Origin of the sequence: Pannonibacter indicus, from assembly GCF_001418225.1 — a bacterium.
GTDB classification, from domain to species: domain Bacteria; phylum Pseudomonadota; class Alphaproteobacteria; order Rhizobiales; family Stappiaceae; genus Pannonibacter; species Pannonibacter indicus.
The window spans coordinates 221,937-248,813 of sequence record NZ_LIPT01000004.1; the positions used below are offsets into that span (position 1 = coordinate 221,937).

General features: G+C 63.0%; 25 protein-coding genes and 1 riboswitch. Of the genes, 12 read left to right on the forward strand and 13 right to left on the reverse strand.

Annotation, left to right across the window (positions count from 1 at the left end):
* Positions 1 to 672 (reverse strand): MarC family protein, encoded by a 672-nt coding sequence (locus tag ASC48_RS09295; RefSeq protein ID WP_244270033.1) that lies wholly within the window; start codon positions 670 to 672, stop codon positions 1 to 3.
* 194 nt (positions 673 to 866) lie between these two features.
* Between ASC48_RS09295 and gyrA the strand changes: the two genes are divergently transcribed.
* On the forward strand, positions 867 to 3,689 hold the full coding sequence (gene gyrA / locus ASC48_RS09300) for a DNA gyrase subunit A (protein ID WP_055455466.1): 2,823 nt from the start codon (positions 867 to 869) through the stop codon (positions 3,687 to 3,689).
* A 113-nt stretch (positions 3,690 to 3,802) separates the two neighbouring features.
* On the opposite strand, the gene ASC48_RS09305 is transcribed toward gyrA, so the two are convergent.
* Together ASC48_RS09305 and ASC48_RS09310 are read right to left on the reverse strand one after the other, a co-directional pair.
* Positions 3,803 to 4,165 carry a hypothetical protein gene (locus ASC48_RS09305; RefSeq protein ID WP_055455467.1) on the reverse strand — a complete coding sequence of 121 codons (363 nt, stop codon included), beginning with the start codon at positions 4,163 to 4,165 and terminating at the stop codon, positions 3,803 to 3,805.
* A gap of 192 nt (positions 4,166 to 4,357) precedes the next feature.
* The gene (locus ASC48_RS09310; RefSeq protein ID WP_055455468.1) at positions 4,358 to 4,645 is read right to left on the reverse strand and encodes a hypothetical protein; all 288 of its coding nucleotides are present in this window, start codon (positions 4,643 to 4,645) and stop codon (positions 4,358 to 4,360) included.
* A gap of 196 nt (positions 4,646 to 4,841) precedes the next feature.
* On the opposite strand from ASC48_RS09310, the gene coaD reads away from it, so the two are divergent.
* From coaD to tgt, 5 genes are all read left to right on the forward strand, one after another.
* Positions 4,842 to 5,348, forward strand: coding sequence for a pantetheine-phosphate adenylyltransferase (coaD, locus tag ASC48_RS09315; RefSeq protein WP_055455530.1), 507 nt, complete (start codon positions 4,842 to 4,844; stop codon positions 5,346 to 5,348).
* Between the two features lie 99 nt (positions 5,349 to 5,447).
* Entirely contained in the window at positions 5,448 to 5,930 is a 483-nt protein-coding gene (locus ASC48_RS09320; protein ID WP_055455531.1) for a peptidylprolyl isomerase, read from the forward strand.
* A gap of 94 nt (positions 5,931 to 6,024) precedes the next feature.
* Positions 6,025 to 6,459, forward strand: a complete 435-nt coding sequence (locus ASC48_RS09325) for a peptidylprolyl isomerase (protein ID WP_055455532.1) — start codon at positions 6,025 to 6,027, stop codon at positions 6,457 to 6,459.
* Positions 6,460 to 6,572: 113 nt separating this feature from the next.
* Positions 6,573 to 7,691: a tRNA preQ1(34) S-adenosylmethionine ribosyltransferase-isomerase QueA gene (queA, locus tag ASC48_RS09330; RefSeq protein ID WP_055455469.1), complete on the forward strand. Its 1,119-nt coding sequence runs from the start codon at positions 6,573 to 6,575 to the stop codon at positions 7,689 to 7,691.
* Positions 7,688 to 8,839, forward strand: a complete 1,152-nt coding sequence (gene tgt, locus ASC48_RS09335; protein WP_055455470.1) for a tRNA guanosine(34) transglycosylase Tgt — start codon at positions 7,688 to 7,690, stop codon at positions 8,837 to 8,839. The genes queA and tgt overlap by 4 nt, the downstream gene beginning before the upstream one ends.
* 231 nt (positions 8,840 to 9,070) lie before the next feature.
* Here tgt and ASC48_RS09340 read toward each other — a convergent pair whose 3' ends face one another.
* Entirely contained in the window at positions 9,071 to 9,544 is a 474-nt protein-coding gene (locus ASC48_RS09340; RefSeq protein ID WP_208975631.1) for a DUF4864 domain-containing protein, read from the reverse strand.
* 157 nt (positions 9,545 to 9,701) lie between these two features.
* Positions 9,702 to 10,595, reverse strand: a complete 894-nt coding sequence (gene galU, locus ASC48_RS09345) for a UTP--glucose-1-phosphate uridylyltransferase GalU (RefSeq protein ID WP_055455471.1) — start codon at positions 10,593 to 10,595, stop codon at positions 9,702 to 9,704.
* 221 nt (positions 10,596 to 10,816) lie between these two features.
* On the opposite strand from galU, the gene kdsA reads away from it, so the two are divergent.
* Both kdsA and eno read left to right on the forward strand, forming a co-directional pair.
* Positions 10,817 to 11,659, forward strand: a complete 843-nt coding sequence (kdsA, locus tag ASC48_RS09350) for a 3-deoxy-8-phosphooctulonate synthase (protein ID WP_055455472.1) — start codon at positions 10,817 to 10,819, stop codon at positions 11,657 to 11,659.
* A gap of 112 nt (positions 11,660 to 11,771) precedes the next feature.
* Positions 11,772 to 13,046, forward strand: a complete 1,275-nt coding sequence (eno, locus tag ASC48_RS09355) for a phosphopyruvate hydratase (protein ID WP_055455473.1) — start codon at positions 11,772 to 11,774, stop codon at positions 13,044 to 13,046.
* A 131-nt stretch (positions 13,047 to 13,177) separates the two neighbouring features.
* Here eno and rnd read toward each other — a convergent pair whose 3' ends face one another.
* Complete coding sequence (gene rnd / locus ASC48_RS09360; RefSeq protein ID WP_055455474.1) at positions 13,178 to 14,353, reverse strand: ribonuclease D; 1,176 nt, start codon at positions 14,351 to 14,353, stop codon at positions 13,178 to 13,180.
* A 129-nt stretch (positions 14,354 to 14,482) separates the two neighbouring features.
* Between rnd and ASC48_RS09365 the strand changes: the two genes are divergently transcribed.
* Positions 14,483 to 15,100 (forward strand): ParA family protein, encoded by a 618-nt coding sequence (locus tag ASC48_RS09365; RefSeq protein WP_055455475.1) that lies wholly within the window; start codon positions 14,483 to 14,485, stop codon positions 15,098 to 15,100.
* A 21-nt stretch (positions 15,101 to 15,121) separates the two neighbouring features.
* Here ASC48_RS09365 and ASC48_RS09370 read toward each other — a convergent pair whose 3' ends face one another.
* Positions 15,122 to 16,360 carry an MFS transporter gene (locus ASC48_RS09370; RefSeq protein WP_055455476.1) on the reverse strand — a complete coding sequence of 413 codons (1,239 nt, stop codon included), beginning with the start codon at positions 16,358 to 16,360 and terminating at the stop codon, positions 15,122 to 15,124.
* 370 nt (positions 16,361 to 16,730) lie between these two features.
* Between ASC48_RS09370 and aspS the strand changes: the two genes are divergently transcribed.
* Positions 16,731 to 18,512: an aspartate--tRNA ligase gene (gene aspS, locus ASC48_RS09375; protein WP_055455534.1), complete on the forward strand. Its 1,782-nt coding sequence runs from the start codon at positions 16,731 to 16,733 to the stop codon at positions 18,510 to 18,512.
* A 98-nt stretch (positions 18,513 to 18,610) separates the two neighbouring features.
* Positions 18,611 to 20,383 carry an ABC transporter ATP-binding protein gene (locus tag ASC48_RS09380; protein ID WP_055455477.1) on the forward strand — a complete coding sequence of 591 codons (1,773 nt, stop codon included), beginning with the start codon at positions 18,611 to 18,613 and terminating at the stop codon, positions 20,381 to 20,383.
* A 153-nt stretch (positions 20,384 to 20,536) separates the two neighbouring features.
* Here ASC48_RS09380 and ASC48_RS09385 read toward each other — a convergent pair whose 3' ends face one another.
* The gene (locus ASC48_RS09385; protein ID WP_141658914.1) at positions 20,537 to 22,699 is read right to left on the reverse strand and encodes a hypothetical protein; all 2,163 of its coding nucleotides are present in this window, start codon (positions 22,697 to 22,699) and stop codon (positions 20,537 to 20,539) included.
* 138 nt (positions 22,700 to 22,837) lie between these two features.
* The gene (locus ASC48_RS09390; protein WP_055455479.1) at positions 22,838 to 23,998 is read right to left on the reverse strand and encodes a hypothetical protein; all 1,161 of its coding nucleotides are present in this window, start codon (positions 23,996 to 23,998) and stop codon (positions 22,838 to 22,840) included.
* 270 nt (positions 23,999 to 24,268) lie between these two features.
* A riboswitch (cobalamin riboswitch) is annotated at positions 24,269 to 24,490 on the forward strand.
* Positions 24,491 to 24,537: 47 nt separating this feature from the next.
* On the opposite strand from ASC48_RS09390, the gene ASC48_RS09395 reads away from it, so the two are divergent.
* The gene (locus ASC48_RS09395) at positions 24,538 to 25,218 is read left to right on the forward strand and encodes an energy-coupling factor ABC transporter permease (RefSeq protein ID WP_055455480.1); all 681 of its coding nucleotides are present in this window, start codon (positions 24,538 to 24,540) and stop codon (positions 25,216 to 25,218) included.
* Positions 25,219 to 25,274: 56 nt separating this feature from the next.
* Here ASC48_RS09395 and ASC48_RS09400 read toward each other — a convergent pair whose 3' ends face one another.
* Genes ASC48_RS09400 through ASC48_RS09415 form a run of 4 tightly spaced genes read right to left on the reverse strand, consistent with a single transcriptional unit; the run spans position 25,275 to position 26,699 of the window.
* Positions 25,275 to 25,616 carry a hypothetical protein gene (locus ASC48_RS09400; protein WP_055455535.1) on the reverse strand — a complete coding sequence of 114 codons (342 nt, stop codon included), beginning with the start codon at positions 25,614 to 25,616 and terminating at the stop codon, positions 25,275 to 25,277.
* A gap of 14 nt (positions 25,617 to 25,630) precedes the next feature.
* The gene (locus tag ASC48_RS09405) at positions 25,631 to 25,963 is read right to left on the reverse strand and encodes a hypothetical protein (protein ID WP_055455536.1); all 333 of its coding nucleotides are present in this window, start codon (positions 25,961 to 25,963) and stop codon (positions 25,631 to 25,633) included.
* Positions 25,964 to 25,995: 32 nt separating this feature from the next.
* Positions 25,996 to 26,331: an NHLP leader peptide family RiPP precursor gene (locus ASC48_RS09410; RefSeq protein ID WP_055455481.1), complete on the reverse strand. Its 336-nt coding sequence runs from the start codon at positions 26,329 to 26,331 to the stop codon at positions 25,996 to 25,998.
* 26 nt (positions 26,332 to 26,357) lie between these two features.
* Positions 26,358 to 26,699: an NHLP leader peptide family RiPP precursor gene (locus ASC48_RS09415; RefSeq protein ID WP_055455482.1), complete on the reverse strand. Its 342-nt coding sequence runs from the start codon at positions 26,697 to 26,699 to the stop codon at positions 26,358 to 26,360.
* Between the last annotated feature and the right edge of the window lie 178 nt (positions 26,700 to 26,877).

The window sequence follows — 26,877 nt, forward strand, 5'->3', positions numbered from 1 at the left end:
TCATTGCGCCATGGCGCCATTGGCAAAGGCAATGACGCCGTCGGCGATGAACTGGATGGAGAGGGCGGCCAGAAGCACGCCCAGAAGCCGGGTGACGACCATCTGCACCGTGTCGCCCATCAGCCGCTCGATCTTGTCGGCCAGCAGGAACGCGCCCATGCAGCAGGCAAGGATGCTGAGGATGACGCCGCCGACTCCGGCGTAGGTCGCCGTATCCGGTGCCTGGCTCGACAGCAGGATGACGGCGGAAATGGCCGCAGGGCCAGCTATCAGCGGGATGGAGAGCGGGAAAACGGCCAGAGCATGCAGATCCTGCCGGCTGTGTTCCACGGCCTTCTCTGCCGTCTCCGACTTGCGCTTGTTGCGGTGATCGAACACCATTTCAAAGGCGATGGCAAACAGCAGCAGGCCGCCCGCAACGCGGAAGGCGGAAATGGAGATGCCCAGAAGGTTCAGCACCGTCTGGCCGCTGAAGAAGAAGACGAAGAGAATGGCCCCTGCCGTCAGCGTCGCCCGCACCGCCACGCGGCGCCGGTCGGCGGCTGAGACGCCAGAGGTCAGCGCCAGGAACATGGGCGCCAGACCCACCGGATCGATGGTGACGAAGAGTGTCGCAAATGCGTTCAGGATGAACTCGACCAAGACCATTCCCCCAAGGATTCCGGTGATCATGTGCTTCTTTATAGCAGCGCACCGGGCCATTTTGCCCGCATGCTGCCGCATTCTTTTCCGGGGGCTGTGAATTGTCGCTGTAAATCATTGAGAAACATAGAAAATATCTGAGCCTGCCAAGGCGGGGCGATTTGGAGAGCAGGGTGGAATCGGCTATAAACGGCACAGCATAAAGAGAGAAGGCGAGCAACTCCTTGGCCGATCAGGATTCAAGTACGCCGGGCGCATCCCTGCCGTCCGACATTCGCCCCGTCTCCATCACGGATGAGATGAAGCGCAGCTATCTCGATTACGCCATGAGCGTGATTGTCAGCCGCGCGCTTCCCGACGTGAGGGACGGGCTCAAGCCTGTTCACCGGCGCATCCTCTATTCGATGCACGAGAACGGCTACGAATGGAACAAGCCCTACCGCAAGTCGGCCCGCGTGGTCGGTGACGTGATGGGTAAATATCACCCGCATGGTGACAGCGCGATCTATGACGCCCTTGTGCGTATGGCGCAGGGCTTCTCGCTGCGCCTGCCGCTCATCGACGGGCAGGGTAATTTCGGTTCGGTGGACGGCGACCCGGCTGCGGCCATGCGCTACACCGAGTGCCGTCTGGAAAAGGTTGCCCATACGCTTCTGGACGACATCGACAAGGATACAGTCAATTTCCAGGAGAACTACGACAGCTCCGAGACGGAGCCTGTCGTCCTTCCGGCGAAATTCCCGAACCTGCTTGTCAACGGCGCAGGCGGCATCGCCGTGGGCATGGCCACCAACATTCCGCCGCACAACCTCGGCGAAGTGATCGATGGTGCCATAGCCGTGATGGAGAATCCGGCGATCAGCCTCGGCGAGCTGATGGAAATCATCCCCGGCCCGGACTTCCCGACCGGCGGCACGATCCTTGGCCGCTCCGGCATCCGTTCGGCCTATGAGACGGGCCGCGGCTCGCTGGTCATGCGCGGCAAGGTCGAGGTGGAGCAGCTGCGCGCCGGGCGCGAGGCGCTGATCGTCACCGAGATCCCCTATCAGGTCAACAAGTCCACGATGATTGAGAAGATCGCCGAACTGGTGCGTGAAAAGCGCATCGAAGGCATCTCCGACATCCGCGATGAAAGCGACCGCCTCGGCATGCGCGTGGTGATCGAGCTGAAGAAGGATGCCGTCGCCGATGTGATCCTGAACCAGCTCTACCGCTTCTCCTCACTGCAGCAGAGCTTCGGCTGCAATATGGTAGCGCTGAACGGCGGCCGCCCCGAGCTGATGACGCTGATGGACATGCTGAAGGCCTTCGTTGTCTTCCGCGAGGAAGTCATCGGCCGGCGCACCCGCTTCCTGCTGGCCAAGGCGCGTGACCGCGCCCATGTGCTGGTGGGCCTTGCCATCGCCGTTGCCAACATCGACGAGGTGATCCACCTCATCCGCACCGCGCCGGACCCGGCAGCCGCCCGCGCCCTGCTGATGGGCCGCGACTGGCCTGCCAAGGACATGGAGCCGCTGGTCCGCCTCATTGATGATCCGCGCCATACCGTCAATGCCGACGGCAGCTACCGGCTCTCCGAGGAACAGGCCCGCGCCATCCTCGACCTGCGCTTGCAGCGCCTGACCGCCCTTGGCCGTGATGAAATCGGCGATGAGCTGAACAAGCTCGGCGACGAGATTTCTGACTATCTGGAAATCCTGCGCTCCCGTGCCCGGGTGCAGCAGATCATCCGCGAGGAGCTGCTGGCCATCCGCAACGAATTCGCTACGCCCCGCAAGACGGAGCTGGTTGAAGGCGGCGCGGATCTGGAGGACGAAGACCTCATCCAGCGCGAGGACATGGTGGTCACCGTCAGCCATGGCGGCTACATCAAGCGCGTGCCGCTGGCGACCTACCGCGCCCAGCGCCGGGGTGGCAAGGGCCGCTCGGGCATGGCGACGAAGGACGAGGATTTCGTCACCCGCCTGTTCGTAGCCAACACCCACACGCCGGTGCTGTTCTTCTCCTCACGCGGCATCGTCTACAAGATGAAGGTCTGGCGCCTGCCGCTGGGCGGGCCAGCGTCGCGTGGCAAGGCGCTGATCAACATGCTGCCGCTGGAGCCCGGCGAGCAGATATCCTCGATGATGCCGCTGCCGGAGAACGAGGACACCTGGGGCGATCTGGACGTGATGTTCGCCACGACGCGCGGCACCGTGCGCCGGAACAAGCTGTCCGACTTCACCCAGATCAACCGCTCCGGCAAGATCGCCATGAAGCTGGAAGAGGGCGACGGCATTGTCGGCGTCTTCACCTGCACCGAGCATGACGATGTGATGCTGACGACGGCGGCCGGCCAGTGCATCCGCTTCCCCGTGTCCGATGTGCGCGTCTTTGCGGGCCGCAACTCGGTCGGCGTGCGCGGCATCACCCTGGCCGGCGATGACCGCCTGATCTCCATGACGATCCTGCGCCACTTCAACGCCACCTCGGAAGAGCGTGCCGCCTATCTGAAGCTCCGCCGCCTGATGCGCGGTGAGGCCGATGATGCGGGCAGCGAGGCTGTGGCCGAAGACGGCGAGGAAACCGCAGCAGGTGATCTGCCGCAGGAGCGCTATGCCGAAATGAGCGCGGCGGAACAGGTGATCCTCACCGTCTCCGAAAACGGCTACGGCAAGCGCACCTCATCCTTCGAGTACCGGGTCACCGGACGCGGCGGCAAGGGCATTACGGCCATGGCGGTCAACAAGCGCAACGGCCCGCTGATTGCCTCCTTCCCCGTCGAGGACCGCGACCAGATCATGCTGGTGACCGACGGCGGCCAGCTGATCCGCTGCCCGGTGGACGGTATCCGCGTTGCCGGCCGCGCCACCCAGGGCGTCATCGTCTTCAACACGGCCGAGGACGAAAAGGTCGTCGCCGTGGAACGCGTCAGCGAGGAAGACGACAGCGAAGAGGCCGTGGACGGTATCGCCGGTGAAGGTACTGCCGGTGAAGGTACTGCCGGTGGGGGAGCTGGCCCGGAAGCTGGCGAAGACGCCGGTGAGGACACGGGCGGCGAAGAGTAAGCCGCACGCTGTTCTGACGCAGGAACGACAAGGGCCGTCCCATGTGGGCGGCCCTTTTGCTTTCTTCAGTCACGGGTGGAAGTTTGGGGGAGGGAAGAGGTCAGGTGTGGGGATCAGCCTTCGGCCGGGGTCCGCACGAGGACCGAAACCGGGCCGCCGGGGCGCTGTTCCACCGTGGTGGTGGTGGAGATGGTGCGCACCGTGCGCTCGCCATTGATGCTGGCGAGGCAGGCGGCGGACCAGTTGCCCCAGCTCTGGCCGTCACAGGCGGCAGGAAGGCTGGCTTCGATCCGGTTGCCCTTGGTGGCCTGAACGGTCTGGCTGGTTTCGAACTGGGCGAAGGCCAGCGCCACGGAGGCGAAGACGCCGAGGATGGCCAGCGCAAAAAGTCCGGCAACTCCTGCAAAGCTCAACTTGGCAATGTTGAAGCTGGCGGTGTTGGAAACATGCGGTGTAAAGCTGTGCTGCGTCGTCATCTGGCTCTCTCCTGCCATCTGGTCAGGTTGTGAGAGCATAACACCTCAGAAACGGCTTTGGTTCCGTGACCGGTGTCACAAGTTGTCACGAAAAAGCTGCAGACCGCCACGATTCTGCCGGAACTTACCTTGGGTCAGATCCGGATCGGGGCCTGCTGCCATGATGAGAGCGCCAGGATCAGAGCATCAGAATCAGAGCGCCGGGCCGCCGTTGCGCGGCTTGTCGTCGCGGGCGCGGTAGGAACAGGCCGGCTCTTCCTTCAGGAACCTCAGTTCGGCGCAGCCATGTGGATCCTTCACGGCCGGCTTGCCGGGTGTCAGCGCATGAGGGGGCAGAGGGGCTGCGATCGTGTCGATACGGGCAATGCCCGCGCCCATGAGGAGGACAAGTCCGGCCAGCGCCGCCAGCCAGACAGCAACAGGAGTTGAGACGCGCGAAGAGAGCACGTCTTTCAGGGAGGAGAGGAATGTGGTGTTCATGATGAGCGGGATATGGGCCTGTTCGGGCCGCGTGTCCAGCCAAGCTGGCTAAACAAATTGTCAACGTTATGTGAACACGTTGAAACTGCGTTCAGTGAACGGCGGGCAGGTTTCAGAGGCGCCCATCCTTGTGCAGGCCGCAGGGCCGGTGCCGCGATGGCTTGCCGGTCTGCAACAAGGGCGCTATCACTTTGCCATGACACGTACCGCCCTTTACGCCGGATCCTTTGATCCCATCACCAACGGCCATCTCGACGTGCTTGCCCAGGCGCTCAGCCTTGCGGACAAGGTGATCGTTGCCATCGGTGTCCACCCCGGCAAGACGCCGATGTTCTCGTTCGATGAACGGGCTGACCTGATCCGCGCCTGTGTGGCGGACCGGCTCGGGGCAGGGGCGGGGGAGCGGGTGTCCGTGCTGTCCTTCAGCGGGCTTGTGGTGGAAACGGCGAAGGCCGAAGGTGCCTCCCTGCTCATTCGCGGTCTGCGCGACGGCACGGATTTCGACTACGAGATGCAGATGGCCGGCATGAACGGTACCATGGTGCCCGAAGTTCATACCGTTTTTCTTCCCGCCTCACCGGGGGTGCGTCACATCACTGCCACGCTTGTGCGTCAGATCGCGCGCATGGGCGGTGATATCACTCCCTTTGTCCCGGCACCGGTCGCTGGCCCGCTTGCGGCCCGGGCTGCGGAAAAGGGCTGATCTGTCAGCCCTTCAATCATTTTGTTGTATCAGGAGCATCGCGTGAAACGCATTTTTGCATGCCTTGCGGTCATCATGTCGCTCGTCCTCGCCCCCGCGATGCCGCAGGCGCAGACGCTTGACAAGGAAAACACCCTTTATCTGGACCTGAAGGATGGCCGCGTCGTCATCCGCCTGCGTCCCGACCTTGCGCCGGAACATGTGAAGCGAATCAAGAAGCTGACCCGCGAAGGCTTCTATGATGGCCAGATCTTCCACCGGGTGATCGATGGTTTCATGGCCCAGACTGGCGACCCCACCGGCACGGGCATGGGTGGTTCGGAAGAGCCGAATCTGGCTGCCGAATTCTCTGATGCCCCGTTCAAGCGCGGCACGCTCGGCATGGCCCGCGCTGTACCGCTCGACAGCGCCAATTCGCAGTTCTTCATCATGTTTGCTGATGGCGACTGGCTGAACGGCAAGTACACGGTTTGGGGCGAGGTTGTCGAGGGTATGGAGTTTGTCGACAAGATCGCCAAGGGTGAGCCGCCCGCCAAGCCCGACAAGATCATCAAGATGACGGTTGCTGCGGACGCGGGTTGACCGCGCCGCTGTGCAGGCTAAAACCCGTCCATACATTTGAGCCGAACTGGAGATCCAAGTGGCAGACTACAAGGACAGCGAAAACACGCTCCTGATGGAAACGACCAAGGGAGCCGTGGTCATTGAAATGCGTCCGGACCTTGCGCCGAACCACGTGGCCCGCATCAAGGAACTGGTCCGCGAGGGCTTTTACAACGGCATCGTCTTCCACCGCGTAATCGAGGGCTTCATGGCTCAGACCGGCTGCCCGCACGGCTCCGGCACCGGCGGTTCGGGCAAGAAGCTGAAGGCTGAGTTCTCCAGAGAGAAGCACAAGCGCGGCACCTGCTCCATGGCCCGCGCCATGGACCCGAATTCCGGCGACAGCCAGTTCTTCATCTGCTTCACCGACGCGCCCTGGCTCGACGGCCAGTACACCGTCTGGGGAGAGGTGATCTCCGGCATGGAAAACGTCGACCAGATCAAGCGCGGCGAGCCGGTCCGTGACCCGGACAGCATCGTGTCGCTGAAGGTTGCGGCAGACGCCTGATTTTCGTATGAGCCGGGCAACCGGCATCATGTTGCGCGGGCGTGGCGGATCAGATCTGCCGCGCCCGATTGCTTGTGCCCTTGCTCCGACACCGTTGCTGAAGAACCGCCCCCATGCGTGTTGACGATTTCGACTTCGATCTGCCGCCCGAGCGTATTGCCCTGAGGCCAGCGCGGCCGCGTGATGCGGCGCGCATGCTGCTGGTGCGTCCGCAGGGCGGGCCTGTGCTGGAGGACCGGGGCGTGCTCGATCTGCCTGCGCTGCTGCAGCCCGGTGACGCGCTTGTCTTCAACAACACCAAGGTCATCCCGGCGCAGCTGGAAGGCACGCGCCAGCGCGGCGATGCAATTGCCACCATCGGCGCCACGCTGCATCTGCGTGCCGGTGCCGACCGCTGGTGGGCCTTCGTCCGCCCGGCCAAGAAGCTGGTTCCGGGCGACAGGGTGCGCTTTGGCTCGCAAAGCGAAGGCATGGCCTGCATGGCAGGTGTGCTGGACGCGGCGGTGGCGGAGAAGAAGGACACGGGCGAGGTGCTCCTCGTCTTTGATCTTTCGGGGCCGGATCTGGACGCTGCCATCCACGCCACCGGCCACATTCCGCTGCCGCCCTATATCGCAGCCAAGCGCGGCGAGGATGCGCAGGACCGGGAAGACTATCAGACCATCTATGCGGAAAAGGAAGGCGCCGTTGCCGCGCCGACCGCCGGTCTGCATTTCACCCCGCGCCTGTTCGAGATGCTGGATGCGCGCGGCATCGAGCGCCACACGGTGACGCTGCATGTGGGCGCAGGCACCTTTCTGCCGGTGAAGGCCGATGACACGGACGAGCACGAGATGCATGCCGAGTGGGGCGAGATTTCCGGTGAAACCGCTGCGGCGCTGAAGGCCGTGCGGGCGCGGGGCAACAAGGTGGTTGCCGTCGGCACCACCTCGCTGCGCATTCTGGAGAGCGCCGCGCAAGGCTCTGGCGGGCTTGCCGCCTTCCGGGGTGAGACCCGCATCTTCATCACGCCGGGCTACCGCTTCCGCGCCATTGATGCGCTGATGACCAATTTCCACCTGCCGCGCTCGACGCTGTTCATGCTGGTGTCCGCCCTCAGCGGCCTCGAGACCATGCGCGCGGCCTATGCCCATGCGATTGCCGGCGGCTACCGGTTCTACAGCTATGGCGACAGCTCGCTGCTGTTTCCCGCTGCCGGAAGCATCGCCGCCCAGGACGAGATCGACCGATGACCGGTGACACCCAGCGCTTCTCCTTCCGCCTGCTTGCGACCGATGGCATGGCCCGGCGCGGGGAGATTACCACGCCGCACGGCCTCGTGCGCACGCCCGCCTTCATGCCCGTGGGCACGCAGGCAACCGTCAAGGCCATGTATACCGATCAGGTGCGGGCGCTTGGCGCCGATGTGGTGCTGGGCAACACCTATCACCTGATGCTGCGCCCCGGTGCGGAGCGTGTGGCCCGCCTGGGCGGCCTTCATCACTTCATGAAGTGGCCGCACACGATCCTGACCGACTCGGGCGGCTTTCAGGTCATGTCGCTGGCGCAGCTGCGCAAGCTGGACGAGACGGGCGTGAAGTTCCAGAGCCATATCGACGGCCAGCGCTATCACCTGACGCCGGAACGCTCCGTCGAAATTCAGGGGCTGCTCGGGTCCGACATCCAGATGCAGCTGGACGAATGCATCGGCCTGCCGGCGCCTGAAAAGGAAGTGCAGCGGGCGATGGAACTGTCCCTTCGCTGGGCCGAGCGCTCCCGCGCCAAGTTCGAGGCCATGGGCGGCGTTGAAAAGGGGCAGGGGCTCTATGGCATCGTGCAGGGCGGTGACGTGCCGCATCTGCGCATCCGCTCCGCCGAAAGCCTTGCAGCCATGCCGTTCGAGGGCTATTCGGTCGGCGGCCTTGCGGTGGGCGAGCCGCAGGAGGTGATGCTGCGCATGCTGGAAGTCACCACGCCGGTGATGCCGGTGGACAAGCCGCGCTATCTGATGGGCGTCGGCACGCCGGACGATATTCTGGAAAGCGTTGCCCGCGGCATCGACCAGTTCGACTGCGTGATGCCGACCCGGGCCGGCCGCCATGGCCTTGCCTTCACCCGCCGGGGCAAGATCAACCTGAAGAATGCGCGCCACGCCGATGATCCGCGCCCGCTGGACGAGGAAAGCGACTGCCCGGCCGCACGCGACTACTCCCGCGCCTATCTGCATCATCTGGTCAAGGCCGGTGAAGGGCTGGCGGCCATGCTGCTGACCTGGAACAACCTTGCCTATTATCAGCAGCTGATGCAGGGCATGCGCGATGCCATCGAGGCCGGCCGTTTTGAGGAGCACCGCCTCAGCGTCAAGGAAGGCTGGGCCAGGGGCGACCTGCCGCCGCTGTGACGGACCTCGGACCGCACATCCCGCACCGCCCCGGCCTTGTGCCGGGGCCTGTTAGGTTGGCGTCACGTTCGCCCCATCGTGCCTAAGGTCTGCTGCCCATAGGTTTGACATGGAATGTCACTGCGTCCCCGACAGGTCCCGGCTCGAAGGCCGGGACGGCGCGTGAGGAAGGTATGCGGGCCGTGCTGTTTGCCCCATGCGCCGCAGGCCAGCTGACTTCCAGAGAAAGCCTCAGGCCTGAAAGCCCTTGTCCTTGCGCAGAATGCAGCCGGAGATGCCCCAGGTGCCGTCTTCCCGCTGTGCGAAGGAATAAAGCGCCAGCCAGTCGTCCCCATCAGGCCCAGTGACGAAGACCTCCTGCACGGGGCCGCTTTTCGTCTGGCGCAGCTTGCCGAAGCTGACACTCTTCGGCCGGTAGACCGGCATGTAGACCTCCTTCACCATGTTGATGAAGATGTCCGGCGTCATGAACTGCTTTTGCAATCCGGGCGTGGCAAATGAAAAGGCCCCCGCAGCGTCATTGCGCCGGAAGGCCTGCATCTGCTGCTGAATGAGCTGGCGGAACTCCTGGCCCGAGGCCTCTTCGGCCTGGACCGCCTGAGGCCCGAGCCTCAGCGCTGCCGGGTCCGGGGACAGCACAAGGGCCAGACTGCCGCATAGAACCCACATCCCCCCCCACATCACCCTTCTGGCCACCTTGTTCATGGCGCGTCTCCTCGCGTGTGGAACATGGGAAGATTACGCCAGGAAACGGCAAAGAGATCTGTCTGTTTCGTCACGTTTTCGGGAGGTGCCAAGTTTTGGACAGAGAAAAGGGGCGGATCGCTCCGCCCCTTGAATTGCTCTGCTTCCGGACAGCTGCTTATTCGGCGGCCTTGGCGCGGGTCAGGTCGGACATGATCGTCATCAGTTCGCCGGAGATATCGGACTGCTCCAGGCCGAAGGCGATGTTGGCGGCGATGAAGCCGATTTTCGAGCCGCAGTCATAGGAGCGGCCCTCGAACTGAAGCGATGTGAAGGTCTGGCTCTCCATCAGCTTGATCATGCTGTCGGTCAGCTGGATCTCGCCGCCTGCGCCCTTCTCCTGTTCGGAGAGCAGCTTGAAGATTTCCGGCTGCAGGATGTAGCGGCCGGTGATCATCAGGTTGGACGGAGAGGTGCCCGGAGCCGGCTTTTCCACCATGCCTTCGATCGGCATGGCGCGGCCGCGCGGACCGCCGCTGGCCAGCTTGACGATGCCGTACTGGTGGGTCTGGTCTTCCGGCACTTCTTCAACGGCGATGATGTTGCCGCCGCGCTCGTTGTAGACGTCCACCATCTGGGCGAGGCAGCTCTTCTGCGACTTGACGATCACGTCCGGAAGCAGAATGGCAAAGGGCTCGTCACCGATGATGTCACGGGCGCACCAGATGGCATGGCCCAGACCCAGCGGCTCCTGCTGGCGGGTGAAACTTGTGGTGCCGGCATCCGGGCGGATCTTGTCGAGAAGTTCCAATGCGGCGGCCTTGTTGCGCCGGCGCAGGGTGTCTTCCAGCTCGTAATTGATGTCGAAATGATCTTCGATGACGTGCTTGTTGCGGCCCGTGACGAAAACAATGTGCTCGATACCGGCGGCACGGGCTTCGTCCACCACGTGCTGGATGATCGGGCGGTCAACAATCGTGAGCATCTCTTTCGGAACGGCCTTGGTCGCGGGAAGAAAACGCGTGCCAAGACCTGCCACCGGCAATACGGCCTTGCGGATCGGTCTGCTCATGGAAAATACTCCTGAAACACGTGGACTGTTTGTCCGGTCAATATGCTGTAGGTTGCTCACGCTGGCGCCGAAACATGGCAGGATTGCAGGCAACACCTCCTGAATATCAAATTTTTCGCAAATGCGAAACGGGGGTGCTTGGGGTTCTGCGGAGTTGCGGCAGGGGCAAAAGGCCTGTATGCAGACCCCGTTGGCCCCTACGCCCAAAGGATGATCTGCGCATGGTGACTCCGAACAAGGAAGTCGTTGTTGGCAACGTCACATTCTCCAATGACGCGCCTTTCTCCCTCATTGCCGGTCCCTGTCAGATGGAAAGCCGCGCCCACGCGCTGGAGATGGCAGCGGCGGTGAAGGAAATTGCCGCAAATCTCGGCATTCCCGTTGTTTTCAAGAGCTCTTTCGACAAGGCAAACCGCACCTCGCTGACGGGCAAGCGTGGCATCGGTCTCAAAGAAGCGCTGCCGGTTTTCGCCGAGGTGCGCGAGACCTTCGGCATGCCGGTGATCACCGACATCCACAACGAGGCCCAGTGTGCGCCGGTTGCGGAAGTTGTTGACATCCTTCAGATCCCCGCCTTCCTCTGCCGCCAGACGGACCTTCTCGTCGCTGCTGCCCGCACGGGGCGGACGGTGAATGTGAAGAAGGGCCAGTTCCTGGCGCCCTGGGACATGGCCAACGTGCTGGCCAAGATCGTCGGGAGCGGCAATCCGAATGTGCTGCTCACCGAGCGCGGCGCCTCCTTCGGCTATAACACGCTTGTCACGGACATGCGCTCTCTTCCCATCATGGCGCGCACCGGTGCGCCGGTGGTGTTCGATGCCACCCACTCGGTTCAGCAGCCGGGCGGGCAGGGCGCTTCCACAGGCGGTGACCGCACCATGGTGCCGGTTCTCGCCCGTGCGGCTGCCGCTGCAGGCATCGCAGGGCTCTTCATCGAAACCCATGACGACCCGGACAATGCTCCGTCCGATGGTCCGAACATGGTGCCGCTGAAGGATCTTGGCGCGCTGCTGAAGATGGTGCGCGACATTGACCGCGTGGTGAAGGCCGCCGCGCAGTCCTGAGTTTGCTCCTGCGGCGGGCCGCCGCTTGCAGCTTTGAAATGGCCGGACGAATGTCCGGAACCTACCTTGCCCGTGCCGGAAGGCCGGCCGGGCCGATCTCGAGGAGATACGAATGACCGCTATTGTCGATATCACGGCGCGCGAAATTCTGGACAGCCGCGGCAATCCGACCGTTGAAGTGGACGTTCTGCTGGAAGACGGCGCCTTTGGCCGCGCCGGAGTGCCTTCCGGTGCTTCGACCGGTGCGCATGAGGCTGTCGAGCTGCGCGACGGCGGTACCCGGTACCTGGGCAAGGGCGTGCTGAAGGCCGTCGATGCCGTCAACGGCGAGATCTTCGACACCATCGGCGGGCTCGATGCGGAAGACCAGATCCATATCGACCAGACCATGATCGAGCTGGACGGCACCCCGAACAAGGGCCGGCTCGGCGCCAACGCCATTCTCGGCGTGTCGCTGGCCGTTGCCAAGGCCGCTGCCCAGTCCTCCGGCCTGCCGCTTTACCGCTATGTCGGCGGTGCCTCCGCCCGCCTGCTGCCGGTGCCGATGATGAACATCATCAACGGCGGCGCCCATGCGGACAACCCGATCGACTTCCAGGAATTCATGATCATGCCGGTGGGCGCGGAGAACTTCTCCGAGGCGCTGCGCATGGGTGCGGAAGTGTTCCACACGCTGAAGAAGGCCCTGAAGGACGCCGGTCACAACACCAACGTGGGTGACGAAGGCGGCTTTGCGCCGAACCTCGAATCGACCGACGCTGCCATCGGCTTCGTCATGAAGGCCATCGAGAAGGCCGGTTACAAGCCGGGTGAAGACATCTACCTCGCGCTCGACGCCGCTTCCACCGAGTTCTACAAGGACGGCAAGTACGTTCTGGCCGGTGAAGGCAAGACACTGGACTCGGACCAGATGGCAGCCTACCTCGCCGATCTCTCCGCCCGTTATCCGATCATCTCCATCGAAGACGGCATGGCCGAAGACGACTGGGCCGGCTGGAAGGCCGTGACCGAGCTGTGCGGCAACCGCGTGCAGCTGGTGGGCGACGACCTGTTCGTCACCAACACCAGCCGCCTGCGCCAGGGCATTGCCAGCGCCACCGCCAACTCGATCCTCGTCAAGGTGAACCAGATCGGTTCCCTGACCGAGACGCTGGACGCCGTGGAAACCGCCCACAAGGCCGGTTACACCGCCGTCATGTCGCACCGTTCGGGCGAGACCGAGGACGCAACCATTGCCGATCTTGCGGTTGCCACCAACTGCGGCCAGATCAAGACCGGCTCGCTGGCCCGTTCCGACCGGCTTGCCAAGTACAACCAGCTGCTGCGCATCGAGCAGGAACTGGGCTCCCAGGCCCGCTTTGCCGGCCGCTCCATCCTGAAGGCCTGATTGGCCTGACGGCTATCAGTCTGACGGACTGCTGAGCCCCCCCGAACCGGAAGGGGGGCGTTGGAGGAACAAAAAAGCCCCCGGAGCCTCGCGGCGCCGGGGGCTTTTCTATAGTCAGACTGCCTGCCGGATTACTCCGCAGCGGCCTTTGACTTGGCGGGCTGCTCCAGCGCCACGACCTGTCGGCCGTCAAAGGCGAGGGCGATCTCGCCGCGCTTGAGCTTCAGGGCCATCTCGCCGAACATTTCGCGGCGCCAGCCTTCCAGCGCAGGCACGCTGGCCTGATCATCGGCGGCGATCTGCTCCAGATCTTCGACCGTCGCGATCACCTTGGCGGCAACGCCCTGCTGTTCGCTGACGAGCTTCAGCAGCACCTTCAGAAGGTCCACCGCCGCGGCAGAGCCATCGGGCGCCTGACGGCCCTTGGGCAGCTTCGGCAGCTTCTCCTTGGGCAGGCTCATGGCGGCATTGACGGCCTTGAGGATGTCCTCGGCCTGTTTGGAGCGTTCAAAGCCGCGCGGGATGGTGCGCAGGCGGCTGAGGGCATCCGCATTCACCGGCTGCTGGGCGGCAATCTCGTAGATGGCATCGTCTTTGAGCACGCGGGAGCGCGGCACGTCGCGGGACTGGGCCTCGCGCTCGCGCCAGGCGGCTACTTCCATCAGCACGGCGAGTTCGATGGGCTTGCGCACGCGCATCTTCAGGCGCTGCCAGGCGTCTTCCGGCTCGGTGCGGTAGGTGCCTTCCGACAGCAGCACCTGCATTTCGTCGCCGACCCAGCTGATGCGGTTCTGTTCGGCAAGGTTGGCCTTGAGGAACAGATAGACATCGCGCAGGTAGGTCACGTCTGCCAGCGCATATTCCAGCTGCTTCTGGGTCAGGGGCCTGCGGGCCCAGTCGGTGAAGCGGGACGACTTGTCGATGCGCGCACCGGTGATGCGTTGCACCAGCTGGTCGTAGGAGACCGAATCGCCAAAGCCGCAGACCATTGCCGCGACCTGAGTGTCGAAAAGGGGCGTCGGGATCAGGCCGCCAAGATGATAGACGATCTCGATATCCTGCCGGGCGGCATGGAAGACCTTGATGACGGACTGATCGCGCATCAGCTCGAAGAAGGGCGCAAGGTCAAGCCCGGTGGCCAGTGCGTCGACGATGAAGGCGTCATCCGGGCCAGCCAGCTGGATAACGCAGAGCTTCGGCCAGAATGTCGTCTCGCGCAGGAATTCCGTGTCCACAGTCACGTAATCATGGGCGGCAAGGCGCTTGCAGGCGTCGGCGAGGTCAGATGTGGTCGTGATCAGATTCATGGTAACTCTGGTCTATACCGCAGACTTGCCATCTTGTCGCCATGAAACCGTCAGCCTCTTGTAATGTGCGCCAGCAAGGTTGCATGAGGGAAACACCTGCGTAAAGCTCAGGTTACGGAGGACAGCTTCATGCGCAGGATTCTCATCGTCAACAGCAAGGGCGGCTGTGGCAAGACCACGTTTGCCACCACACTTGCGGCTGCCTTCGCCGTGCGGGGCGAGCGGGTGTTTCTCGCTGATGCCGACCGGCAGCGCTCGTCGCTTGGCTGGCTGAAGCGGCGGCCGCAAGGCCTGCCGGTGATCCATGGGCTCGACTGGAGCAAGGGAGAGCATGACATGCCGTCCTTCAGCCAGGGGGTCATCTTCATCGATGGCCCCGGCGGCCTGCGCGGTGAGCGGGCAAAGGATCTTGTGGCGGAGGCCGATGACATTGTCGTGCCGCTGATGCCGTCGGCCTTCGACTGGGACGCGACGGCGGCGTTCCTGAAACGGCTCGCGGAAATGAAACGCATCCGCAAGGGCAAGGCGGAAATTCTCGTCGTGGCCAACCGGGTCCGGCGCAGCCGGGCTGATCAGCTTCTGCTGCAGCAGCAGGCGCAGGAAGCAGGCTATCCGTTGCTGACCGAAATTACCGGCCGGGTGATCTATGCCCGCCATGCTGCCAGCGGAACCAGCGTCTTTGATCCTCCGGCAGCTCCGGCTGACGTTCTGGCGCAATGGCATCCGCTCATTCAGGCGCTTGATTGACCGGCCAAGTGTAAAGCTCCTTCAAGGCTTTTCCTTTGCGCTTCCAGATCCGGGCAGCCTGGCGAAGAAGGCGGAGGTGCGCAGGAGGGAGTGGAAGCGGCTGCGGCGGCCTTCGGCCGGAACGCCTTCGCGCTGCATCATCCGCATCACCGTGTAGACCATGAACAGCCCCTGCACGGCGGCGGTGTACCAGAAGAGGGAATGCGGCCCGTATCGGCCCATCAGCATCGAAGCAAAGAGCGGTCCGGCAATGGCCCCGACCGACCAGAAGAACAGAGTTCCGGCCGAGACAAGTGCATGCTGGCCGGGGGCTGCGTGGTCATTGGCGTGGGCCGAGCACAGGGAATAGAGCGGCATGGCGAAAGCACCGAAGGCGAAGATGCCCAGATAATTGAGCCAGACACTTTCGCCCGCCACCTGCGCCAGGAAAATGCCGGAGACGAAGGAGCCGAAAGTGGCGATGAGGATGATCAGCCGCCGGTCCAGCTTGTCCGAATAATGCCCCAGCGGATATTGCAGCACCACACCGGCAAAGATACCCGCGCTCATGAAGGTGGCGATGGAGGTGACCGTCATGCCGATGCCGTCCGCATAGACGGGGCCAAGCGAGCGGAAGCTGGCGTTGGTGAAACCCACAACGATGCAGCCGATGGTCGCCAGCGGCGACACGCGCCACAGCACCCGCACATCGAAGCGCACATGTTCGGGCACCGCCGGGCTGGTGCGGTCGGTGAGGGAGATCGGCACCAGCGAAAGCGTCAGCGTCATTGCGATGATGACGAAGAGCTCGAAACCGCTGACGCCGACCGCCGGGATGATGTACTGGCCCAAGGTTACCGCGCCCAGATCGACAAAGCGGTAGATGGAAAGCGTGCGGGCGCGGTTGGCATTGGTGACGCGCGCATTGAGCCAGCTTTCCACCACGGCAAACAGTCCGGCGATGCAAAGCCCCTGAACGAGGCGCATCAGGAACCAGGGCAGGGGCGCGATATAGAGCAGCATCAGCATGGAGGCGGCGGCGGCGATCGCGGCCAGGGCGCAGAAGGCGCGGATGTGGCCGGTGGCCCGGATGATCCGCGTGATGTAGATGCAGCCGACGGCAAAACCGATGTTGTAGCCCGTGCCGATGACGCCGATGGTCTGCGGTGAAAAGCCTTCCTCCAGCGCGCGCAGCGAGATGAAGGTTCCCTGCAGCCCGTTGCCGCCGATGAGAATGCCGGCGGTGGCAAGCAGGGGAATGAGCGGGCGGATCGTTGACATCGGTTTCTCTGGAAGGCGCGTTGCGATTGCGGGCCGGCGCTTTGCTGCTGCGCTCCTGGACCTCTGGTCAGTTCTGTGTGCGGCGGTGCCGGCCCCGGCTCAAAGGCCGCAGGCCGCCTGCCATTCCCTATTCTCCCTTTGTACTCTGCGTTTGCCGGTGAAAACAGTTCACGAGGTGAATGGACACTTCACGGAAAGTGATCGGTTGGCGCGCAAGGCTCTGGCGCGGCATGCCCCGGAAGGGCTGGAACGGGGGAGGAAACCCGCCTGCGTCTTGACTTTGGCGGCACAACGTGGCTTGTCGCTCGCACGATTGCGTGCCCTTTTGCGGGCGCGCTCCTTGTTCATTGCCGAGATTGTCGAGGACTGCATGCACCGCTACCGGAGCCACACTTGCGGCCAATTGCGCGCGAGCCACGTTGGGGAAACCGTTCGCCTGTCGGGCTGGGTTCACCGCGTGCGCGATCATGGCGGACTTCTTTTCATCGACCTGCGTGACCATTACGGCATCACCCAGTGCGTGGTCGACCCGGACAGCGCAGCCTTCAAACTGGCCGAAACCGTCCGCTCCGAATGGTGCATCCGCATCGACGGCGAGGTGAAGGCCCGCACGGCAGAGACGGTGAATGCAGGCCTGCCAACCGGCGAGATCGAGCTGTTCATCCGCGACATGGAAGTGCTGGGCGCTGCCAAGGAGCTGCCGCTGCCGGTGTTCGGCGAGCCGGAGTATCCCGAAGACGTCCGCCTGACGTACCGCTTCCTCGATCTGCGCCGTGACACGCTGCACAAGAACATCGTCAAGCGCACCCAGATCATCGCCGCCATGCGCCGCGAGATGACCAAGGGCGGCTTCACCGAATTTTCGACGCCGATCCTCACCGCCTCCTCGCCGGAAGGTGCGCGTGACTTCCTGGTGCCGAGCCGCATTCATCCGGGCACCTTCTACGCGCTGCCTCAGGCGCCGCAGCAGTACAAGCAGCTGCTGATGATGGCGGGTTTCGACCGCTATTTCCAGATCGCCCCGTGCTTCCGCGACGAGGACCCGCGCGCCGACCGTCTGCCGGGCGAGTTCTACCAGCTCGACCTGGAAATGAGCTTCGTCACGCAGGAAGACGTGTGGACCACCATGGAACCGGTGATCCGCAGCATCTTTGAGGAATTTGCCGAAGGCAAGCCGGTGACGCAGACCTTCCGCCGCATCGCCTATGACGATTCGATCCGCATGTTCGGCTCCGACAAGCCGGACCTGCGCAACCCGATCGTCATGCAGGAAGTGTCCGACCACTTCCGCGGTTCCGGCTTCAAGATCTTTGCCCGCATGCTGGAAGACGAGCGCAACCAGGTCTGGGCCATTCCGGCAAAGACCGGCGGCAGCCGCGCCTTCTGTGACCGGATGAATTCCTGGGCGCAGGGGCAGGGCCAGCCGGGCCTCGGCTACATCTTCTGGCGCAAGGAAGGCGATGTGCTGGAAGGTGCTGGCCCCATCGCCAAGAACATCGGCGAGGAGCGCACCGAAGCGATCCGCCAGCAGCTCGGCCTTGAGGACGGTGATGCCGCCTTCTTCGTCGCCGGTGATCCGGCGAAATTCTACAAGTTTGCCGGCGAAGCACGCACCCGCGCAGGCGAGGATCTGAACCTCGTGGACCGTGACCGGTTCGAGCTGTGCTGGATTGTCGACTTCCCGTTCTATGAGTGGAACGAGGACGAGAAGAAGCTCGACTTCGCCCATAACCCCTTCTCGATGCCGCAGGGCGGCTTGGAGGCGCTGGAGAACCAGGACCCGCTGACCATCAAGGCCTATCAGTATGACATGGTCTGCAATGGTTTCGAGATTGCGTCCGGCTCGATCCGTAACCAGTCGCCGGAGCTGATGGTCAAGGCCTTCGAGAAGGTTGGGCTGAGCGCTGCGGATGTGGAAAAGCGCTTCGGCGGCCTCTACCGCGCCTTCCAGTATGGCGCTCCGCCCCATGGCGGCATGGCCGCTGGTGTGGACCGCATCATCATGCTGCTGGTGGGTGCGAAGAACCTGCGCGAAGTCTCGCTGTTCCCGATGAACCAGCAGGCGCAGGATCTTCTGATGGGCGCGCCGACGCCGCCCAGCAACGAACAGCTGCGGGAGCTGCATCTGCGGCTTAACCTCCCGGCCAAGTGATCTGATGCTGCGCCCGCCCAAAAGCGGGCGCAGCCGTATTATCCGGCGGTGATCCTTGTGCAATGGGCGCAGGCCGCAGTAGACCAGAGGCGTGAAACGTGAGCGTCAAGACCTGGTTTCAGGACCCGGACGGCACCTATGCCGTAATCCGGCGTCTCGTTTCCGAAAATGCCCGCGCCCATGTGCCGGGCTATCTTCTGTCCTTCCTGTTCATGGGGCTCGTAGCCGGTTCGACCGCGGCCAGCGCCTGGATCATGCGCGACGTGATCAACGAGGTCTTCGTGAACCGCGACCAGTCCATGGTGCGGCTGATTGCCTTTACGGTGATGGCCATCTTCGCGGTGAAGGGGATCTCGACCTACGGACAGCAGGTGACGATGAGCCGGATCGGCAATGCCATCGTAGCCGATTGCCAGCGCCGCCTTTTCCGCACCATCACCCGCCAGGACATGACCTTCTTCGACCGCACACCGCTGGGCGATCTGGCGACGCGGCTTTCGCACAACGCGCAAGCCGCCCGCAGCGTGCTGGACATGGTGGTGTTGTCGCTCGGACGCGATCTGTTGAGCGTTGTCGGGCTCGTCGCCGTCATGGTCATTCAGGACCCTGGCCTCAGCGCCATCGCGCTGCTGATCATGCCGCCCGCCGTCTTCGGTGTGTCGCTGCTGGTCCGGCGGGTCCGCAAGCACGCCAAGTCCCAGTTCGTTTCCACCACCAAGATCGTCTCCGCCGTGCAGGAAACCGCGATCGGCGTGCGGGTGGTCAAGGCCTTCCGTGTCGAAGAGCGTATGCGCGCCGAGATGGACAAGGCGATCACCGATGTGGAGCGCCGCGCCAACCGCATTGCCGCGCTGACGGCCCGCACCTCACCCTTGATGGAATCTCTCGGCGGCTTTGCCATTGCGCTGGTCATTCTCTATGGCGGCTTCAGCGTCATCGAGCAGGGCAAGGATCCGGGAGGGTTCTTCTCCTTCATCACCGCGCTGCTGCTCGCCTATGAACCGGTGAAACGCCTCGCCCGCCTGCATGTGAACCTCAGCTCCAATCTGGTCGGCGTGCGCCTCATGTTCGAGATGCTGGACCGCCCGCCCGCCTTCGAGGATGCGCCGGATGCGGTTGAGCTGAAGACCGGCAAGGGCGAGGTCCGGTTTGAGGGCGTGCATTTCACCTATGGTGATAAGCCCGTGCTGAACGGTTTGGATCTCGTGGCAGAAGCGGGCAAGGTGACCGCGCTGGTCGGCTCTTCGGGGGCCGGCAAGTCCACGACCTTCTCGCTGCTGGAGCGGTTCTACGACATCCGCACCGGCCGTATTCTCATCGACGGACAAGATATCCGGCAGGTGACGCTGGCCTCCCTGCGTGATCACATTGCGCTGGTGACGCAGGATACGTTCCTCTTCGACCTTTCCATCCGCGACAACATCGCCCTTGGCCGCCCCGGTGCCGGGGATGCGGATATCATCCGCGCGGCGGTGGATGCCAATGCGCATGAGTTCATCGAGGCGATGGAACAGGGCTATGACACGCTGGTGGGAGAGGGCGGGGGGCGGCTCTCCGGCGGCCAGCGCCAGCGCATCGCCATCGCCCGCGCCATGCTGCGCAATGCCCCGATCCTGCTGCTGGACGAGGCGACCTCGGCACTGGATGCGGAATCGGAAGCCAAGGTGCAGGGTGCGCTGAAGCGGCTGATGCAGGGCCGCACCACGCTTGTCATCGCCCACCGCCTCTCCACCGTGCGCGATGCGGATTGCATCGCCGTCTTCGACCGGGGACGCGTGGTGGAAACCGGCACGCACGAAGCGCTTCTGGCCCATGATGGCGTCTACCGGCGGCTTTACGATCTGCAGTTCCGCGACACGGCGAAAGGGTGACGCGGGCTTCTTTCAAGGAGCCTGCATTGCCGGGAAATGATACAGCGCGGCCGGAAAACAGAAGAATGCCGGGTAGAGGGATCTGCCCGGCATTCTTGTTTGCTGTGTCAGCTTTGCTGTTCCTGGCGAGCGTGACTTGCCGGGGAAGGGGGATTACTTGGCCGTGGCGCTTGCGCCCAGCAGGTCCGGAAGGGTCTGCGGAGCGGTGGCGCCTGCGCCAAGAAGCTGGGTGACCGGGACCGGTGCCTTTGGGGCCATTTCGATCACGAGATTTTTCGGATCGGCTGCGAAGGTGCGGGCTGCCTCCAGCAGTTCCTCGCCGAAGCGGGTGCCGGTGAGCGGGCCCATGTCCTGTGCCATCATGTCGATCAGACCTGCGGCGAGCTCTTCCTGCGTGAGGCCCGCCTCGTCCGCCTGAACGCCGATGAAGGCCGACAGGACAGCCAGATTTTCAGCTTCGATACGGCCAGACTTGATGCTTGCGGTTGCCAGGGCCAGCTGCGCCATGGCGGGGTTCTCGAAGACGGACTTCGGGATACCGCCGATGGTGAAGGTCATGTGGATCCTGCCGCCATCCTTCATCCCAAGGCTCAGGTCCTTGAGCGTCAGGTCACCTGTTGCCTCATCCCAGTTCATTTCGAAGTTCTGGTCGATGACCACTTCGGTGATGTTGAGGCGCGCGGCAAGTTCCTGGAACTGCGGGTCGGGCACAATCGCCGCCGGGAAGCGCAGACCCTTGATCACGAGGCCAGCCTCGGTCGGGATGCGGTTGATGTGGCCCTTCTCGGTCTGGCGGTAGGTGTCCAGAGCGATCTCCTGATCGCCGATGGCGGACGCCTTGACCGAGACGCCCAGAACTTCGGCCAGACCGATGATCGGGCGGGCATCGAGAATGTCCTGCACGGAGGGCTCCATGCCGCTCATGCTGGCAATGGAGATCCGCACCAGGGAGTCCATCAGCGGGAAGTCGATCTCGCCCACCGCGATGCGGCCAAGATTGATCTCGACCTTTTCCTGCGGCTTCGTCACATCGGCCTTGAGGCCGTCGAAGGCAACAATGCCGAGGCCGTTGCTGCTGATGTCCTTCATCTCGAACTTGCCGAGACCGCCACTCACGTCCGGAGCGGTGAAGCTGACACCATTGACGGCCATGCCGTCGGCCTTGAAGAACTGCAGCGAGGCGAGGGCTGCCTTGCCGGCCTCGTCGCTGTCAACGGCATCTTCATCCAGCACCAGCTGGTCAAGATAAGGCCAAAGGGGCAGGGTTTCCGCCTTGGTGATGCTTATGGGATCAGCGGTGAGGCTGTCGATCTTGACGTCGACGCTGGCGACGCTGACGGTCATTTCTTCAACGGTCTGGCTGCCCATGATGGTCAAGCGGCTCGGGTCGGAGCCCTGGCCGATCAGGGTCAGCAGCGGCATGAAGTCGATGTCCTTCACCACCTGCTTGCCGATCGTCATGGTCATCTGGGCCATCTGGCCGCCGGGTTCCAGGGGCATGAAGTCCTGGGTCTGGACCGTCTTGCCGACCGAATACTCGTCGATCCGGAAATCCTTGTACCCGGTCATCGCATAGTCTTCGTAGACGGTCTTCTGGTTCATGCCGTCCGGGCCGGTCATCTCCAGTGTCATCGTCTCGATGTGATAGCGGTCACCCTTGCCGTCCAGCAGCGTGCGGGCAATGTCGAAGTAACGGGTCACCGGGCGCTGCGGATCTTCCGGCACATCGGGGATGCGGCTCCAGGCCATGCCTTCGGCCACATAGCCGGTCTGGCTGAGGATGATCCTCACCGGTTCGGCAGGCTTTGCCTCCGGTGCGGCGGCTTCGGAAGCCTCGGAGCTTTCGCCAGCTTCGCCTTCGGCCGGTGCATCTGCGGTCTCGTCTTCGGGGCCGGGGATTTCCAGCTTGGTCTGGCCGGTGCTGGCCGTGTCAAAATACTTTCCGGGGATCTCGACGTCTGCACGGGCCGTTCCCGGCACGGAAATCCTGGCGGCCTCGTAGCCCTTGTCCGTCTCGGTCAGGCCCTCGAAGGAAACGGCATCAATCCCTAACTTCACGTCCACCTTGTCCTCGCCGCCGGGCAGCGGAATGGCGAACTCGATCTTGACGCCATGGATGGTGACATCGTTGCCGGTTGCACCGTCTTCGGCGCGTTCATAGCTGGCAACGGAAGCACCCATGCTGGTGAAATCCGCCATCCAGCGGTCCACCAGCACGCTGGCCTGGCTGGCGAAAGCGTGCGAGGGCAGCGACATGACCAGCACCATCGTGGCGGTGCGGGCGCTGAAGCGGGTGAAGATTGGGGTCGGCAACAAGGCTTGGCCTCCTTTTGTAAAAATGAAAAGCGCGGCAGTTCAGTCAAACCGCCGCGCTGGCTGGTTCTGAAATCAGGCGTCCGGTCTGTGCTTCCGTTGATGGGGGCCATCGCCGGATGCGGGACCGTCAAACGGCGCTCATTTCTTGTTGGCCGTTACGTCGATCCCGAGGATCTGCGGCAGGCCCTGCGGTGCCATGATGGCCGTGCCGAAGATCTGCGCGATGGAGACAGGTGCAGACGGCTTGGCATCAGCCTGCAGCGACACCGGGTTGTCCAGGAACTCGGCAGCAGCGGTTGCCACTTTGGCCTGGAACTCCGGGTTCTGGAGCAGGGCAAGCATCATCGGCAGGCCGGTCTTGAGCTGGCTTACGACTGCTGCGCGGTCCGAACCGGCGGTTTTGGCCTGCTGGTCCAGCAGACGGTCGACGATGGAGCCGTTGTCGAAGCGCAGGCGCATGGAGTTGACCGTCAGCCCCTGGAGAATGGCCATGGCTTCTTCGCTGTTGTCCTTGGCGGCAGACAGCTTTTCGGCCACTTCCTTGGTGAAACCGCCGATCTGGACAGCGAGGGAAACACCGCCCATGTCGGCGGCTGTGATGTCCAGCTTCTGCAGGTCCAGAACCCCGGTCACCGGGTCCCACTTGAAGTCGGTCGAAAGATCAGCGGTGACGGTCTCGTAACCCAGATCGGTCAGCTGCTTTGCCGAGGAGGCATCCATTTCCGATACGGCCATGGTCAGACCGGAAAGGGTCAGTTCGCCCGAGGTCGGCAGGTTGTCTTCGCGGCTGTTGATGGCGGCATAGGCCGATTCCAGGCGCGCCTTGGTGCTGTCGCCTTCCGTAATCTCGATGCCTTCGGCCTCGATGCTCTTGTAATCGGCCACATCCTCGAAGGACTTGGAGCCGTCAGCCGGGGGCAGGACCACCTCGCTGGCGACGAAAGAGGCCACCGAAACGGCCGTGCCCGTCTTGTCTTCCAGATAGGCTTCCTCGAAGGCGAGCCCGTCCAGGGTCATGGTGCCGTCAGCCTGCACCACACCGTTGGTCAGCGTGATAATGCCGATGGAGCCCGAGCCGTCATCCTGAGTCTTGCCTTCAAGGGCGACGTCTTCAATGGTGACCTCGCTGCCATCCTCGGATACGCCGCCGACCGACAGAACCTTCACGTCCCCGGCTTCAAGACGGCTCAGGAAGGCGTCGGCAATGTCATTGCCGGTCGCTTCGAAGGCCAGTGCGCCATGGGCCAGCACCAGGGTCATGACAGAAGCGCTGACACCGCGCATCAGAAAGGATCGCATTTGAAGCTCCAGATTGAGAACTGAAATCTAAACCGCCGGAACCATGTCCCAACCTTGCCATCCGGGTCCGTGACTTGCGTCACACACGGGTCTTTGGCCGGAACATGACCGTCCGTAAGGCAGGTTAAACTACTCCGGCATAACGGCTTTGTGAAATGATCTGTCAAAGGGGGCGATTTCACGGCGCTTTGCCGCCCCAGGCTCATACTTTTTGGCGGTGTGTTGAGGCCTTGCGGGCCTGCACAAATGCTTTGGCATTGTTTCCGCATGAGCTAGAGTGCCGCTGATGGGCTGCACAGACGAGGTCTGCTGCGGCAAAAATCAGGGAACGGGGTGAAGGGCTTGCACATGAGGCAAGACCTGATTCCCCGGCTGCCCCCGCAACTGTAAACGGCGAGCGACGCCCCGATGCCACTGGCCCCAAAAGGCTGGGAAGGCAGGCGAAGCGGTGAGCCGTGAGCCAGGATACCTGTCCATCACATCACCGGGCGCAAAGCCCCACCCAGTCCCATGCGCGGCGGGCGCAGAAAGGAACGAGCATGCATATAGAAGAAGGCGTCGTTGAAGGCGCGAAGATCATCCTGAGCTATGGCACGGCGGCAGCGGCTTTCGGGCTGGCGGCAAAACTCGCCGTTGACGACCTGCGGACCAATGGCGGCGCCATTCCGCTTCTCCTGCGCAGCATCATGACGACTGCGCTGGTGTTCTGCTTCTTCGAGGTGCTGCCGCATCACCCCGTGGGCGTGTCCGAGGTGCATCTGATTCTCGGCTCGACACTGCTGCTGCTGTTCGGGGCAGGGGCTGCCGCCATCGGCCTTGCGGCGGGGTTGCTGATCCAGGGGCTGTTCTTTGCGCCCTTCGATCTGCCGCAATACGGCATGAATGTCACCACGCTGCTGGTGCCGCTCTTTGGCATCAGCCTGCTGGCGAAGCGAATCATTGCGCCGTCAACGCCTTATGTGGACCTGAAATATTCGCAGGCGCTGGCGCTTTCCACCGCCTATCAGGGCGGCATCGTCGCCTGGGTGGCCTTTTGGGCCATCTATGGCCATGGCTTCTCAGCGGAGAACCTGGCGGATGTGGCCAGCTTCGGTGCGGCCTACATGACCGTGATCATTCTGGAGCCGCTGGTGGATCTTGGCGTGCTGGCCGGTGCAAAAGCCTTGAAGCAGCTGAGCCGCAGCCCGCTGTTCAACGCAAGGCTTCATGCGGCGGGCTGAACCTTTGGCATGAGAAAGAGGCCGGGGAACTCCCGGCCTCCATGCAATTGATCTGATCAAAAAGGATCGATGCCGATGCGGCCCAGCTTGTCCTGGGTCCAGTCGTCGCCCTTGCAGCCCTTGTAGGCGCCGCCGGAGGCGTAATCGAGCAGCTCGTCCGGCAGTTCATCGGCTTCGATGCGGCGCGGCAGCACCAGCACGATTTCTCCAGCGGCCTCTTCCAGAACGCGGATCGCAAGGCTGGGCACCGGATCCGTGCCGAGCAGATCCACGAGCGCTGCGTGCGGATCGCTCAGAAGCGCAGCGCGGAAGGCCGTGTCAGACTGTGCCTTGGCTCGAAGTTCGGCTTCCAGCAGCGCGCGGGCTTTCTCGAACGGATAGGCGATGATACCGCTCATTGTCTTCTCCATCCTTACCAGAGGCCGCGGCCTTCGATCGGCTTGAAGAAGCCGATATCCCGCAGGCATTTGTCGAGGCTGCCGCCCGAGGCATAATCGAGCAGTTCATCCGGCAGCTCGTCTTCGGCGATCGAACGCGGCAGCACGAGAAGCACTTCGCCGGCCTGTTCCTCGACGACGCTGATCTTCATCGACGGGATCGGGTCATTGCCGAACATCTCGCGGATGGCGGCATGCGGGTTGCTCTTCAGCAGCTCGCGGAAGGCCGTGTCTGAGGTTGCCCTGGCAACGAGCGCGGCTTCAATGTGCGCACGTGCACCGGCAACGGCTTCGGTCATGGACGTCATCTGAATATCCTTTCTGATCAAGTGATGAGTGGTTACTTCTTCTTGTCGAACCGGCCGAAGAGCCAGTCGTTCTTGAACTGGTTCCAGCATTCCTGCGCATTGCCGCCTGAGGCATAATCGAGCAGCTCGTCCGGCAGCTCGTCCTGAGCGATCTTGCGGGGCAGAACGAGCGTGATTTCGCCAGGCTGCTCTTCAATCACGGTGATCTTAAGCGAGGGGAGCGCGTCAACGCCCAGCAGCTTGCGGAGAGCAGCGTGCGGATTGCTTGTCAGCAGAGCGCGGAAGGTTGCGTCAGAGGCCGCTTTTTCGACGAGCACCGACTCGATGTGGGCGCGTACCGATGCCATGGGAACCGTCTTATACGTCATGGTGTTGTCCTTTGAAGATTGCTTTCTCAGGGCAGCCAGTCCTGCTTGTAGGCCCACTGGTTGAACTTCCACCAGCATTCCTTGGCATTGCCTCCAGAGGCAAAATCGAGAAGCTCATCCGGCAATTCCTCCGGCAGATCGGTCTGCGAAATCGCCCGGGGCAGGACGAGGGTGACCTCGCCGGCCTGTTCCTCGATGACGCGGATCTTGAGCGAGGGGATCGGGTCCACGCCAAGCAGCTGCTTCAGGGCAGCGCGCGGATCGCTCAGCAGCAGGGTGCGGAAGGCGGCATCTTCGCCAGCCTTCGCCAGCAGCGCTTCCTCAACATGCTGGCGGACGCGAGCCATCGGGTCTGTTGAACTGGTCATGTGAATGGCCTATTCCGTTTTGCTTGCTGCTTGTGGCGGCCAGTGCCGCCGCAAAATCCAAGCATTGATCTTTGAAATATCGTATTTCTCTGCCGTTTATCTGCGGGAATCGCAGGGAAACCGGGAGATGAAAAACAACTCTGGAAAATCGAGCGGCGCATTACTCGGTTCACGTCCG

Coding starts and splice junctions, on each gene's coding strand:
- ASC48_RS09295 (WP_244270033.1), bottom strand. CDS start 672: ATGATCACCGGAATCCTTGGGGGAATGGTCTTGGTCGAGTTCATCCTG.
- ASC48_RS09305 (WP_055455467.1), bottom strand. CDS start 4,165: ATGACGACGCAGCACAGCTTTACACCGCATGTTTCCAACACCGCCAGC.
- ASC48_RS09310 (WP_055455468.1), bottom strand. CDS start 4,645: ATGAACACCACATTCCTCTCCTCCCTGAAAGACGTGCTCTCTTCGCGC.
- coaD (WP_055455530.1), top strand. CDS start 4,842: ATGACACGTACCGCCCTTTACGCCGGATCCTTTGATCCCATCACCAAC.
- ASC48_RS09320 (WP_055455531.1), top strand. CDS start 5,448: ATGCCGCAGGCGCAGACGCTTGACAAGGAAAACACCCTTTATCTGGAC.
- ASC48_RS09325 (WP_055455532.1), top strand. CDS start 6,025: ATGGAAACGACCAAGGGAGCCGTGGTCATTGAAATGCGTCCGGACCTT.
- queA (WP_055455469.1), top strand. CDS start 6,573: ATGCGTGTTGACGATTTCGACTTCGATCTGCCGCCCGAGCGTATTGCC.
- tgt (WP_055455470.1), top strand. CDS start 7,688: ATGACCGGTGACACCCAGCGCTTCTCCTTCCGCCTGCTTGCGACCGAT.
- ASC48_RS09340 (WP_208975631.1), bottom strand. CDS start 9,544: ATGAACAAGGTGGCCAGAAGGGTGATGTGGGGGGGGATGTGGGTTCTA.
- galU (WP_055455471.1), bottom strand. CDS start 10,595: ATGAGCAGACCGATCCGCAAGGCCGTATTGCCGGTGGCAGGTCTTGGC.
- kdsA (WP_055455472.1), top strand. CDS start 10,817: ATGGTGACTCCGAACAAGGAAGTCGTTGTTGGCAACGTCACATTCTCC.
- eno (WP_055455473.1), top strand. CDS start 11,772: ATGACCGCTATTGTCGATATCACGGCGCGCGAAATTCTGGACAGCCGC.
- rnd (WP_055455474.1), bottom strand. CDS start 14,353: ATGAATCTGATCACGACCACATCTGACCTCGCCGACGCCTGCAAGCGC.
- ASC48_RS09365 (WP_055455475.1), top strand. CDS start 14,483: ATGCGCAGGATTCTCATCGTCAACAGCAAGGGCGGCTGTGGCAAGACC.
- ASC48_RS09370 (WP_055455476.1), bottom strand. CDS start 16,360: ATGTCAACGATCCGCCCGCTCATTCCCCTGCTTGCCACCGCCGGCATT.
- aspS (WP_055455534.1), top strand. CDS start 16,731: ATGCACCGCTACCGGAGCCACACTTGCGGCCAATTGCGCGCGAGCCAC.
- ASC48_RS09390 (WP_055455479.1), bottom strand. CDS start 23,998: ATGCGATCCTTTCTGATGCGCGGTGTCAGCGCTTCTGTCATGACCCTG.
- ASC48_RS09395 (WP_055455480.1), top strand. CDS start 24,538: ATGCATATAGAAGAAGGCGTCGTTGAAGGCGCGAAGATCATCCTGAGC.
- ASC48_RS09400 (WP_055455535.1), bottom strand. CDS start 25,616: ATGAGCGGTATCATCGCCTATCCGTTCGAGAAAGCCCGCGCGCTGCTG.
- ASC48_RS09405 (WP_055455536.1), bottom strand. CDS start 25,963: ATGACGTCCATGACCGAAGCCGTTGCCGGTGCACGTGCGCACATTGAA.
- ASC48_RS09410 (WP_055455481.1), bottom strand. CDS start 26,331: ATGACGTATAAGACGGTTCCCATGGCATCGGTACGCGCCCACATCGAG.
- ASC48_RS09415 (WP_055455482.1), bottom strand. CDS start 26,699: ATGACCAGTTCAACAGACCCGATGGCTCGCGTCCGCCAGCATGTTGAG.